Annotated in this window: 11 protein-coding genes; 2 read left to right on the top strand and 9 right to left on the bottom strand. The window is 65.0% G+C overall.

What is annotated here, in order from left to right; genetic code table 11:
• The first annotated feature begins 22 nt into the window (after window positions 1-22).
• Window positions 23-817, top strand: coding sequence for an IclR family transcriptional regulator (locus QMZ05_RS38130; protein WP_353705442.1), 795 nt, complete (start codon window positions 23-25; stop codon window positions 815-817).
• A 345-nt stretch (window positions 818-1,162) separates the two neighbouring features.
• On the opposite strand, the gene ahcY is transcribed toward QMZ05_RS38130, so the two are convergent.
• The 3 genes from ahcY to QMZ05_RS38115 all read right to left on the bottom strand — a co-directional run bounded on the left by ahcY (window position 1,163) and on the right by QMZ05_RS38115 (window position 5,329).
• Window positions 1,163-2,590: an adenosylhomocysteinase gene (gene ahcY / locus QMZ05_RS38125; protein WP_146987819.1), complete on the bottom strand. Its 1,428-nt coding sequence runs from the start codon at window positions 2,588-2,590 to the stop codon at window positions 1,163-1,165.
• Window positions 2,591-2,716: 126 nt separating this feature from the next.
• Window positions 2,717-3,913, bottom strand: a complete 1,197-nt coding sequence (gene metK, locus QMZ05_RS38120; protein ID WP_353705441.1) for a methionine adenosyltransferase — start codon at window positions 3,911-3,913, stop codon at window positions 2,717-2,719.
• A 60-nt stretch (window positions 3,914-3,973) separates the two neighbouring features.
• Window positions 3,974-5,329, bottom strand: a complete 1,356-nt coding sequence (locus tag QMZ05_RS38115; RefSeq protein ID WP_353705440.1) for a hypothetical protein — start codon at window positions 5,327-5,329, stop codon at window positions 3,974-3,976.
• Between the two features lie 194 nt (window positions 5,330-5,523).
• Here QMZ05_RS38115 and QMZ05_RS38110 point away from each other — a divergent pair, with 194 nt between their 5' ends.
• Window positions 5,524-7,254, top strand: a complete 1,731-nt coding sequence (locus tag QMZ05_RS38110; protein WP_353705439.1) for a caspase family protein — start codon at window positions 5,524-5,526, stop codon at window positions 7,252-7,254.
• A gap of 116 nt (window positions 7,255-7,370) precedes the next feature.
• On the opposite strand, the gene QMZ05_RS38105 is transcribed toward QMZ05_RS38110, so the two are convergent.
• The 6 genes from QMZ05_RS38105 to QMZ05_RS38080 all read right to left on the bottom strand — a co-directional run.
• The gene (locus tag QMZ05_RS38105; protein ID WP_353705438.1) at window positions 7,371-8,489 is read right to left on the bottom strand and encodes a cobalamin-independent methionine synthase II family protein; all 1,119 of its coding nucleotides are present in this window, start codon (window positions 8,487-8,489) and stop codon (window positions 7,371-7,373) included.
• A gap of 19 nt (window positions 8,490-8,508) precedes the next feature.
• Window positions 8,509-9,225, bottom strand: a complete 717-nt coding sequence (locus QMZ05_RS38100) for an ABC transporter ATP-binding protein (protein ID WP_353705437.1) — start codon at window positions 9,223-9,225, stop codon at window positions 8,509-8,511.
• On the bottom strand, window positions 9,218-9,970 hold the full coding sequence (locus tag QMZ05_RS38095) for an ABC transporter ATP-binding protein (RefSeq protein WP_353705436.1): 753 nt from the start codon (window positions 9,968-9,970) through the stop codon (window positions 9,218-9,220). The genes QMZ05_RS38100 and QMZ05_RS38095 overlap by 8 nt, the downstream gene beginning before the upstream one ends.
• Window positions 9,967-10,998 carry a branched-chain amino acid ABC transporter permease gene (locus tag QMZ05_RS38090; RefSeq protein ID WP_353705435.1) on the bottom strand — a complete coding sequence of 344 codons (1,032 nt, stop codon included), beginning with the start codon at window positions 10,996-10,998 and terminating at the stop codon, window positions 9,967-9,969. Before QMZ05_RS38090 ends, QMZ05_RS38095 begins: the two co-directional genes overlap by 4 nt.
• A gap of 18 nt (window positions 10,999-11,016) precedes the next feature.
• A complete protein-coding gene (locus QMZ05_RS38085) occupies window positions 11,017-11,886 on the bottom strand; it encodes a branched-chain amino acid ABC transporter permease (RefSeq protein WP_353705434.1) in 870 nt (289 codons plus the stop codon).
• Between the two features lie 102 nt (window positions 11,887-11,988).
• Window positions 11,989-12,347: ABC transporter substrate-binding protein (locus QMZ05_RS38080; protein WP_353705433.1), on the bottom strand; the 359-nt coding region annotated here is incomplete at its 5' end.

The following is a 12,347-nucleotide window of genomic DNA, read 5'->3' as shown; positions in this document are numbered from 1 at the left end:
AGCGCGAACGTGAACAGGCCACATGACGAGAGAAAGCCGCGGCATACAATCGATCGAGGTCGGCGGAGAGCTGCTCCGCGCGCTCGCCCGCAGCGGCGAACCGATGATGTTGCGCGATCTCGCGCGCGAAGCCGGCATGCCGCCGGCCAAGGCGCACCCCTATCTCGTCAGTTTTTCGCGCATCGGCCTGATCGAGCAGGACGAGACCACCGGCCGTTATGAGATCGGCGCGCTGGCGCTCGAGCTCGGCCTGATCAGCCTGCGCCGGCAGTCTGCGGTGCGGATCGCGACGCCCAAGATCGCCGCGCTCGCCGACAGCATCAATCATGCGGTGTCGCTGTCGGTGTGGGGCACCCACGGCGCGACCGTGGTGCGGCTCGAGGAGCCGAGCCATCCGGTACATATCGCGATGCGCGTCGGATCGGTGGTGGCATTGCTCGAGACCGCGACCGGCCGCGCCTTCGCCGCCTTCATGCCGCCGAACGCCGTCAAGACCGCGCTCGAGAGCGGCCTCGACCGCCTCGGCGTCGGCTACAATCCGAAGCGCGAGACCATCAGCGCGAAGACCACCGAGATGCTTGCGGAAGTTCAGAGCCGCGGTCTCGCGCGCGCGATCGGCGATCCCTTGCCCGGCGTCAACGCCTTCGCTGCCCCGGTGTTCGATCACGCCGGCCACGTCGCCCTGGTCATAACAGCGATGGGCCCGGAAGGCACCTTCGACGCCAGCTGGAACAGCGCCATCGCAGCCGCGCTGCGCGATTGCGCCAGCGATATCTCGCGGCAGCTCGGACACGGCACGGCGCGGAAGCCGGGGTGAGGCGGATTACGGCGCCCTCTGTTCATGAGAGGGCCGAAAGACAAGCAAAGCCCGGGCAGACCATGTCGTTCGAATGCGGACGTATGACTCCCAGACCGTGCAACAAACTCAATGTCGTCCCTGCGAAAGCAGGGACCCATAACCACAAATGCTCATTGTTGGCGATGTTGGAACGACGGGTCCCTTCAACAACATCCGCCGCGGCGTATGGGTCCCTGCTTTCGCAGGGACGACATCGGTGGATCGGCGTCATCACGGGAGTCGTCCACGAGCGCGCACCGGAGTCAGCAAAAAGCCCCGGACGATGCCGGGGCTCTTCACTTCATCGATCGCAGTCAGCGCAGCTCAGTAGCGGTAGTGATCCGACTTGTACGGACCTTCCTGCTTGACGCCGATATAGTCGGCCTGGTCCTTGCGCAGCTCGGTCAGCTTGACGCCGATCTTGGCGAGGTGCAGGCGGGCGACCTTCTCGTCGAGCGTCTTCGGCAGCACGTAGACCTTCTTGGCGTACTTGCCGTCCTTGTTGTTGGCCCAGAGTTCGATCTGCGCCAGCGTCTGGTTGGTGAACGAGGCCGACATCACGAAGGACGGGTGGCCCATCGCATTGCCGAGGTTCACGAGGCGGCCCTCCGACAGCATGATGATGCGGTGCTTGTCGGGGAATTCGATCTCGTCGACCTGCGGCTTGATGTTGGTCCACTTCAGATTGCGCAAGGACGCGATCTGGATCTCGTTGTCGAAGTGGCCGATGTTGCAGACGATGGCGCGATCCTTCATCGCGCGCATGTGGTCGATGGTGATGATGTCCTTGTTGCCGGTGGCGGTGACGAAGATGTCGGCGCGCGGCGCGGCGTCTTCCATCGTCACGACCTCATAGCCTTCCATCGCCGCCTGCAGCGCGCAGATCGGATCGACTTCGGAGACCATGACGCGGCAGCCGGCCTGGCGCAGCGAGGCCGCCGAACCCTTGCCGACGTCGCCGAAGCCCGCGACCATCGCGACCTTGCCCGACAGCATCACGTCGGTGCCGCGGCGGATGCCGTCGACCAGCGATTCGCGACAGCCATAGAGGTTGTCGAACTTCGACTTGGTGACGCTGTCGTTGACGTTGATCGCCGGGAACAAGAGCGTGCCCTTGTTGGCCATCTCGTAGAGACGATGCACGCCCGTGGTGGTCTCCTCGGAGACGCCCTTGATGTTCTTGGCGATCTCGGCGAAGTAGCCCTTCGGCTTCTCCTTCAGCAGACGCTTGACCAGCGCGTAGAAGATCTCCTCTTCCTCGGAGGTCGGCTTGTCGAGGAAGGCGGTGTCGCCCTGCTCGGCGCGGTAGCCGGCATGCACCAGCATGGTGGCGTCGCCGCCGTCATCGAGGATCATGTTCGGGGTGCCGCCGCCATGCCAGTCGAACAGCTTGGCGGTGTAGTCCCAGTACTCGGTCAGCGTCTCGCCCTTCACGGCGAACACCGGAATGCCGGCGGCGGCGATTGCCGCGGCGGCGTGATCCTGGGTCGAATAGATGTTGCAGGAGACCCAGCGGATGTCGGCGCCGAGCGCGGCCAGCGTCTCGATCAGCACGGCGGTCTGGATCGTCATGTGCAGCGAGCCCGCGATGCGCGCGCCCTTCAGCGGCTGCTTGGGGCCGAACTCCTCGCGGGTGGCCATCAGGCCGGGCATTTCGGTCTCGGCCAGCGAGATTTCCTTGCGGCCGAAATCGGCGAGCGCAATGTCCTTGACGATGTAGTCGGTGAAGCCGGGCTTCGTGGGGGCGTTCATTTGAGCGTCCTGTTGTTGAACTGGTCATTCCGGGGCACCTCGATGAGGCGAACCCGGAATCTGGAACTGATGGAAGAGGATTCCGGGTTCGCTCGCTCTCGCGAGCGCCCCGGAATGACGCAAGCGTTAGAGCGCGCGCTTGAGCGGCTCGACGAGATCGGTCTTCTCCCAGGAGAAGCCGCCCTCATTGTCCGGCGTACGGCCGAAATGGCCGTAGGCCGAGGTGCGCGCGTAGATCGGGCGGTTGAGGTCGAGGTGGCTGCGGATGCCGCGCGGCGTCAGATCCATCGCCTTGGCGGCCGCCTTCTCGAGTTCGTCCTCCGACACCTTACCGGTGCCGTGGGTGTCGATGTAGATCGACAGCGGACGCGCCACGCCGATCGCGTAGGCGAGCTGCAGCGTGCAGCGGTCGGCAAGACCGGCCGCAACGATGTTCTTGGCGACGTAGCGTGCAGCGTACGCAGCCGAGCGGTCGACCTTGGTCGGATCCTTGCCGGAGAACGCGCCGCCACCATGCGGAGCCGCGCCGCCGTAAGTGTCGACAATGATCTTGCGGCCCGTCAGGCCGGAATCGCCGTCGGGACCGCCGATGAAGAACTTGCCGGTCGGGTTGATGTGCCAGATCGTCTTGCCGTTGATCCACTCCTTCGGCAGCGCTTCGCGCACATACGGCTCGACGATGTCGCGGATCTGGTTGGACGAGAGATCCTCGACCAGATGCTGGTGCGAGACCACGATCTCGCGGACGCCGACCGGCTTGCCGTTCTCGTACTGCACGGTGACCTGGCTCTTGGAGTCCGGACCGAGCACCTTCTCCTTGCCGGAGTGGCGCGCTTCCGAGATCAGCCGCAGGATCTTGTGAGCATAGAAGATCGGCGCCGGCATCAGGTCCGGCGTCTCGTTGGTGGCGTAACCGAACATGATGCCCTGGTCGCCGGCACCTTCTTCCTTGACCTCGCCCGGCTGCAGCGCGTCGACGCCCTGCGCGATGTCGGCCGACTGCGGATGCAGCAGGATCTCGATGTCGCAGGTCTTCCAGTGGAAGCCGTCCTGCTCGTAGCCGATGTCCTTGATAGCGCCGCGCACGACGCCCTCGATCTGCTCGTTGGTGACCGAGCTCGGGCCGCGCGTTTCGCCGGCGATCACCACCTTGTTGGTGGTCGCGAGCGTTTCGCACGCCGCGCGGATCTGCCACGGGTCGATGCCCGCTTTCGGTCCCTCGCGGTAGAACAGATCGACGATCTCATCCGAGATACGATCGCAGACCTTGTCCGGATGGCCTTCCGAGACCGACTCGCTGGTGAAGAGATAAGACGCGCGCATCAAGCAAACCCCTTGTTTCGTCGAAGTCCGACGTTGGTTGGTGAATATGTCCCCGGCATGTCAGTCTCGTCGCCGTGAGATGACGTAGGATTCGTCGTAGAACCACAGCCCGTTGTGTTTGCGGAGAACTTCGCGTGTGGCCTCGAGAGCTCGTCCGTTTTCGGTCGTTTCGACCAACCGCTCATCTTCGATCTGCGCGACATACACCGCGGCATTCCACGCTGCAAAGGCCGTCGAGGTTCCGATCGAGCCGGTCACCTCATTAGGCAGCGCTTCCATATCATATCGGAAGATCGAGCGATTATCGGCGTAGGCATTGAAGTTCAGCTCGCGACCGGCCGAGCCCAACTCGTATTTCACCGCGCGCAGTATCTCATGACGGCTGACGGCGAAAGGATTTTCTCCGGGCCAGACGGCTTGAATCATTTCAAGCCCGGGATCGCTTCCGTGGGAGTGGATTCCTATCAGCCGCCCGCCGCCGCGCAGCGCGCGGGCCAGCGGCGCGATGATCCGCTTGGCGCGGAAGTTCACCGAGGACTTCGCGCGGTAGGGTTGCGAGGCGATCACAAGATCGAAATTCGCCTCGGTGCGGCCGGCCCGCGGAATGATGGAATCGAGCAGGAAGCGGTGATCGTCCCGGTACAGCACCAGCGCCACCGGCCGCTCGTAGATCGGCATCGCATTGCCGGGGCTCAGGTTCGCCCGCCAATTCTGCTCAAGGAATGGACCGAGTTCCGCGATCTGGGCCTCGAACTCGCCTGAGGAGGCCCCCCGCAGGGCCACCTCGTGCCAGATCATGCTGGCGGCCGCCGCGGAGTTCTTCGGCGTCAGCCAGGGCGCCTCGGCGTAATACATGTTGGTGAACACGAAGACGCTGGCCGGATGCTCGAACAGACGGTCCGGGACCTTGTCGAGGGTGAGGCGGACGTCCTCCAGGCTCAGTTCCTTGCCGGCGACATAGAACGGCATATGTGGGAAGCGGCCATGCATGGCACGCAGGACCCGCGCCAGCACCGTGCCGTCGCCCATCCCGGCGTCGAAAACCCGCAGCGCCGGTGGCCGGGGGTGGATCGCGGCCAGTTCCAGCGCGACCCGGTCGGCGATCACCCGCTTCTCGCTGCAGGTGTGCACGAACAGCAGATAGCGCTGGCGGTTCTCGAAGAAGCGGAAATTGCCCCGCGGATCGCGCTTTTCCGGCGGCACCACGAGGCCGCGCGGCGGCGCCACGCCCCCCGGGGTCGAGGTCGCGATGAAGCCATTGATGCGGTCGAGCGTATCGATGGTGATGCGCTTGCCCTCGCGCAGCCGGTGCACCAGCTTGCCGTCATTGACGGCACGGCGGCCGAACGTCGTCTCCGCCATATCGGAGCGCCGGCAGAAATCCGTGATCTGGCTGAGGATTTCGTCGTTCTTCATGGTGCCAAAGGCGGCCAGAGTGGGCAGCGGCGAGTGGGACAAAAGTGGGCAGAGATAGTGTGGAGCGAGGTCTTACCACCGTTTTCCCACCAGTTGAACCCCCTCTACCGCCCGATCACCAAACATTCATGATCGCCTCCAGAACCACCTCGCCGTCGCCGATCACCATGACGGCCGCCACGCCGGGATGACCGATGCGCCGCCTGCTCCTGATCCCCTGCCTGCTTCTTGCCGTCCTGTGGTCGGCGCCCGGTTTCGCCCAGACGCGCGCCCAGCTCGGCCCGCTCTGCACGACCGACACCACGCCGGCCGACCAGATGATCGACGCCTGCACCAAGATCATCGCGCTGAAGGTGTTTTCCGGCGAGAAGCTCGCGACCATCTATTTCTGGCGCGCAGTCGGCTGGAACAAGAAGGGCAACTACCCGCAGGTGATTGCGGAAGCGACGGAGGCGCTACGTCTCAAGCCCAGCACTGCCGTCTACAATCTGCGCGGCTCGGCCTATTACGACAAGGGCGAGTACGACATCGCGATCGCCGACTTCAACGACGCGCTGCGGATGGGGCCGTCGAGCGGCATCATCTATCACAACCGCGGCAACGCCTATCGCGGCAAGGGGGACTACGCCAAGGCGATTGCCGACTATGACGCCGCGATCAAGGCCGATCCGAGGTCGGCGTTCTCCTATCAGAACCGCGGCGCCTCGAAGCAGGCGCTCGGCGATCTCGACGGCGCACTCGCCGACATCAACGAGGCGGTCAGGATCGATCCGTCACTGCCGCAGCCGCTGATCCGCCGCGCCGTGATCTGGCGCGCCAAGGGTGACATCGCGCGCGCGATCGCGGACACGACGGACGCGATCCGGCTCGCGAAGGCGAAAGTGCCGGTCAACATCATGACGCCGCCCGGCAGCGTGCTGATCTCGGCCTACACCCAGCGCGGTCTCGCCTATGAGGCCAAGGGCGACGCGGCGCACGCCAAGGAAGACTACGCTGTGGTGATCGAGGGTGTCGCCTCCGACGCCAGCAGCAAAGCCAACCAGGCCACCGCCAAGGTGCGGCTCGCGCTGCTGAAGGAGGCCGACGCCGCACCGCGCAAGACCGCGGCAGTGCCTGCCGCCGAGAGTAGCCCGGCTCCCGCACCGCCGGCGCCCGCCGCAGCTAATCCGGCCGCACCGGCAGCACGCGTGCAGGCCGCAGCAACCGGCGGGCGCGTCGCGCTGGTGATCGGCAACGGCGCCTATGCACATGTGAAGGCACTGCCCAATCCGCCCAACGACGCCCGCGCCATCGCCAAGAGCCTGCGCGACATCGGCTTCACCGTCTCGGAGGGTCTCGATCTCGATCGCGAAGCGATGCAGCGGACGATCCACGACTTCCTGCGCGAGGCGACGCGGTCGCAGATCGCCGTCGTCTACTACGCAGGCCATGGCGTGCAGGTCGACGGCCGCAACTACCTCGTGCCTGTTGATATCGAGTTCAAGGCGGGCGGGCGCATGACCGACGCGATGGTCGATATGGATACGATCATGGCCGGCCTCGACGATCAGATCCGTACCAACATCCTGATCCTCGATGCCTGCCGCAACAATCCGATGGCGCCGCAGGTGGCGTCCACAGGCCCGAGCCGCGGCATCGAGGCCGGCTCCGGCCTTGCTGCGCCCGCGACGCTCGGATCAGGCTCGACACTGGGCGCCGGCACGCTGATCGCATTCGCGACCGCGCCGGGCCAGGTTGCGCTCGACGGCGAAGGCGCCAACAGCCCGTTTTCTGCGGCACTGTCGCGCCATGTCGGCACGCCCGGCCTCGAGGTGCAGCAGATGCTGACGCGGGTCCGCGCCGAAGTCGTCGCTGCGACCAAGGGCAAGCAGGTGCCGTGGTCGAACTCCTCGCTGCTCGGCGAGGTCTATCTGGCGGAGCAGTGAACGACAGGACAGCTCTCTCCGTCATTGCGAGCGAAGCGAAGCAATCCATGTCTCAGCAAGCGGAGAAATGGATTGCTTCGTCGCTATCGCTCCTCGCAATGACGACGGAGACAGTGCTATTTTCCCCACACCTCGTTCGCGACCTCGACGGCGAGCCGCAGCTTGGCCCACTGCTCTTCCTCGGAGAGGATGTTGCCCTCCTCGGTCGAGGCGAAGCCGCATTGCGGGGACACCGCGAGCTGCTCGATCGGGGCGAACTTCGCCGCCTCCTCGAGCCGCCGCTTGATGTCGTCCTTCTTCTCGAGCTCGCCGAACTTCGAGGTGATGACGCCGACCACCACGACCTTGTTGCCCTTGGGCAGGAAGCGCAGCGGCTCGAAGCCGCCGGCACGATCGGAATCATATTCGAGGAAATAGCCGTCGTAGTTGGTGCCGGCCAGCATGGTCTCGGCGACCGGTTCATAGCCGCCGGAGGAAATCCAGGTCGAGCGGAAATTGCCGCGGCAGACATGCGTCGTGATCACCATGTCGGACGGACGATCGGCGATCGCGTAATTGATGACGCGCGCGTAGATCTCCTGCAGGCCATCGGGATTGTCGCCACGGTCGCGCGACTTCTGCAATTCCTCCTGCGAGCACAGATAGGCCCAGACCGTGTCGTCGAACTGCAGGTAGCGGCACCCGGCATCGTAGAACGCCTTCACCGCCTTGCGGTAGGTCTTGCCGAGGTCCTGATAGAACTCCTCGAGATCCGGATAGACCTCCTTCGAGATCAGCTTGCGGCCGCCGCGGAAGTGCAGCACCGCCGGCGACGGGATCGTCATCTTCGGCGTAACGTGCGCCTGGTCGGCATACTTCTTCAGGAAGCGGAAGTGATCGAGCATCGGATGCTGATCGGAGAAATCCAGCTTGCCGATCACCCGGATGGCGTCGTGCCGGGTCTGCACGCCGGCGAACTGGATGCCCATGTCCGGATGGAACAGCTCGCAGCCGGTCAGATGGCTGAGGAAATCGAAGTGCCACCAGGAGCGGCGGAACTCGCCGTCGGTCGCAAGCTTCAGGCCGACCGAAGCCTGCTTGTGCACGACCTTCTCGATCTCCATGTCCTCGACCTTGCGCAGCTCGTCGGCCGAGATCTCGCCCTTCTCCAGCTTGGCGCGGGCCTCCTTGATCTTCGGCGGCCGCAACAGGCTGCCGACCTCGTCGGCGCGGAACGGAGGCTTGGTTCGCTGCATGGTGAACTCCCTGAGGTCGTCAGTGTTTTTTGGTCCCGGCGACGCCGAGATGGCGCTCGAGGACGGAGGGATCGGCCTTCAGCGCGCTGCTTGCCGCATCATGCACGATCGTGCCGCGTTCCAATATCACAACGCGGTCGGCGAGCCCCAGAATCTTTTGCGCGTTCTGCTCGACAATGATCGAGCAGATACCGCCCGAGCGCGTGATGGTTCCGATCGCCTTTAACAATTCCTCAACGATGATCGGCGCGAGGCCTTCGGTCGGCTCATCGAGCAACAGCACCTTGGGGTTCAAGGTCAGCGCCCGGCCGATCGCCAGCATCTGCTGCTCGCCGCCCGACAGTTGGTTGCCGAAATTGCCGCGCCGCTCCTTCAGCCGCGGAAACATCTCGTACACCCGCTCGACCGTCCACGGCCCCGGCTGCGCCACCGCGGTCATGTTCTCTTCCACCGTCAGCGATCGGAAGATGTTGCGCTCCTGCGGCACCCAGCCGATCCCGGCGCGGGCGCGCTGATCGGGCCGCAGCGCGGTGATGTCCTGGCCCGCGAGCGTAACGCTGCCGCCGAAGCGGCTGGTGATACCGACGATCGAATTGATCAGCGTGGTCTTGCCGGTGCCGTTGCGGCCGAGCAGCGCGAGCACCTGGCCGTCGGCAAGCGCCAGCGACATATCGGGCAGCACGACGGCCTCGCCGTAGCCGGCACGCAGGCCCTGGATGGAGAGCAGGTCAGGCATCGGCTGCCTCGCCGAGATAGACCGCCCTCACCTGCGGATCACGCGCGACCTCGTCGGGCGCGCCCTCGGTGAGCAGGCCGCCATTGACCAGCACCGAGATGCGGTCGGCGAACGAGAACACGAGGTCCATGTCGTGCTCGATCAGCAGCACGGTGACGTCGCGCGGGAGCGCCGCGACCGCCGCCAGGATATCGTGGCGCTCGCTCTCGGGGACGCCGGCCGCCGGCTCGTCGAGCAGCAGCACCCGCGGCTTGGCCGCGATCGCGACCGCAATCTCGAGCAGGCGCTGCTTGCCGTAGGGCAATGTCGATGTGAGCTCGGTCATGACGTCGAGCAGATGGAAGCGCGACAGGATCTCGGCGATCTCGGCATTGACGTCGTCGCGCGTTCCCATCCGCCGCCACCAGTCGCCGCCGCGGCCCATCCGTTCCGAGACCGCAAGCCCGATGGTCTCGAGCGGCGTCAAATCGGGATAGAGCTGGTTGATCTGGAACGTGCGCGACAACCCGCGCAGCACCCGCTTGTGCACGGAGAGGCCGGTGATGTCGGCACCTTCGAGCAGGATGCGGCCGCTGTTCGGGCTCAGCACGCCGGTCAGCTGGTTGATGACCGTGGTCTTGCCGGCGCCGTTCGGCCCGATCAGCGCGTGGCGGGCGCCCTGCATCACCTTCAGCGAGAGGTCGCGGGTGACGCGAAGGCCGCCGAAGGATTTCTCGAGATTGCGGGTTTCCAGCGCGATCGTCATGACACGTCGCTCTCCGGCACGGCGACGGCGGCCTTGCGGCCGGCGAACTGGCGTATGACCAGATTCGGCACGAACAGCACCCAGCGATGGATGCGCGCGCGGCCGACCATCACGATCACGACAAGCACGAGGCCGATCCAGAATAGCCAGTATTGCGGGGTGAGGCTCTGGAACAGCTCCTGCAGCATCTTGAACACGACGGCGCCAATCAGGCCGCCATAGAGATAGCCGGTACCGCCGATCACGAGCACCAGCATCAGGTCGGCGGAGCGCTCGAAAGAAAATACGTCAAGGGAAGCAAGTGCCGTGGTCTGCGTGAACAGCGCGCCGGCGATCCCGGCGAAGAACGCGGCCAGCGTATAGACCGCGATCAGGCGGCGGTTGACCGGCACGCCGATCGCGGCCGCGCGCAGCGGATTGTTCTTGATCGCCCGCAGCGACAGGCCGAACGGCGAATGCACCACGCGTCGCGCAAGCAGGAACAGGATGAACAGCACGATCAGCGAATAGAAGAAGCCGGTCTTGCCGAACATGTCGAAGGTGAACAGCCCGAGGATCGGCTGCATCTCGATTCCCTGCAGGCCATCGGTGCCGCCGGTGATATCAGAGAAGCGTTCGGCGAGCGCTTCCAAGAGCAGCGCGATGCCGAGCGTTACCATCAGACGGGTCAGGTCGACGCCGCGGATGACCAGGAAGCTGGTCAGGAAGCCGAGCACCGCCGCAACGAGACCGGCGGCGACCAGCGCGATGACCGGCTCGTTGATGATGCCGTGCAGCGCCAGCAAGCCTGCCGAATAGGCGCCGACGCCGAAGAACGCCGCGTGACCGAGCGAGACGATGCCGGCGTAGCCGAGGATCAGGTCGAGCGACAGCGCGAACAGGCCGAGCCGCACAATGTCGGTCATGATCAGGTAGCGCGACGGGAACAGGAACGCGCAGCCGAGCGCCAGGATCCAGAACGCGACCTCGCTGATCCGCCAGCGCGCGCTGGCCATCGCATGAGTGGAGACGTCGGACAGCGCGGTCATATCAGCCTCATATCAGCCTCACCGCGCCGCGGTGCGGCCGAACAGGCCGTTCGGGCGCCAGAGCAGGATCACGATCATGACCGTGTAGATCACGAAGGGACCGAGCTTGGGCACATAATATTTGCCGGCGACGTCGGCGATGCCGAGCAGCAGCGAGGCGAGGAACGGCCCGGTGATCGACGACGAGCCGCCGACCGTGACCACGATCAGGAAGTAGATCATGAATTTGAGCGGGAAGTACGGATCGAGCCCGAGGATCTCCGCGCTCAGCGCGCCGCCGAGGCCGGCGAGGCCGCAGCCGAAGGCGAAGGTGAAGGCGAACACCTGCGGCACGTTGATGCCGAGCCCGATCGCGGCACGCGGATCGTCGACCGCGGCGCGCAGGCGGCTGCCGAACCGCGTCTTGGCGAGGATCAGCTGCAGCGCCAGCGTGAGCAGGCCGCAGATCACGACGATCATCAGCCGGTAGCGGCCGATGCCAACGCCGAACAGATCGATCTGGCCCTCCAGCGCCGCCGGCAATTTGATGAAGACCCGCGACGATCCCATGATGTAGTCGACCGCCGCGACCGACATGAACACCAGACCAATCGAGAACAGCACCTGGTCGAGATGGCTGCGGCTATAGAGGTGCCGGTACAGCGCGCGCTCCAGCGCGATGCCGATCAGGGCGCTGCCGACAAAGGCGAGCGGCAGCGCGGCGAAGAACGGCCAGCCGGACTGATTGACGAGCACAGCACAGATATAGCCGCCGGCCATCGCGAAGGCGCCGTGCGCGAGGTTGACGAAGTTCATCAGCCCGAGCGTCACCGCCAGCCCGCAGGCGAGCACGAACAGCAGCATGCCGTAGGCGACGCCGTCGAACAGGTTGGTGAGGATAGAGGCCATCAAGTCAGCTCAGCCGAGAGGACGCAAAGGATACCACGTCAAGTGGAACGTCATGGCCGGCTTATCCCGGCCATGACGTGGAACGAGGCGGAGCTTCGCGCGTCACTTCTTGGTCTTGCCGGAATCCTTGACGGCCTCGAAGGTCGCGAACTCGACGTTGTAGAGCTCGCCGTCGACCTTCTCGACCTTGCGGATGTAGATGTTCTGCACGATGTCGCGGGTTTCCGGATCGATCGAGATCGGACCGCGCGGGCTCTCCCACTTCATGCCCTTCATCGCCTCGATCAGCTTGTCGCCGTCGGTCGCACCATTGGTCTTCTTCAGCGCCTCGTAGATCAGATGGATGCCGTCATAGCCGCTGACCGCCATGAAGCCCGGACGGTTGCCGAACGCCTTCTTGTAAGCGACGACGAAATCCTTGTTCATCTGCGAGGGATGCGCCGCGGAATAAAGATGCGCCG

The sequence above is a fragment of the Bradyrhizobium sp. INPA03-11B genome, from assembly GCF_040446015.1.
GTDB classification, from domain to species: Bacteria; Pseudomonadota; Alphaproteobacteria; order Rhizobiales; family Xanthobacteraceae; genus Bradyrhizobium; species Bradyrhizobium macuxiense_A.
Note: the sequence above shows the minus strand (reverse complement) of the source record. Positions and strands in the feature narration are given on the sequence as shown.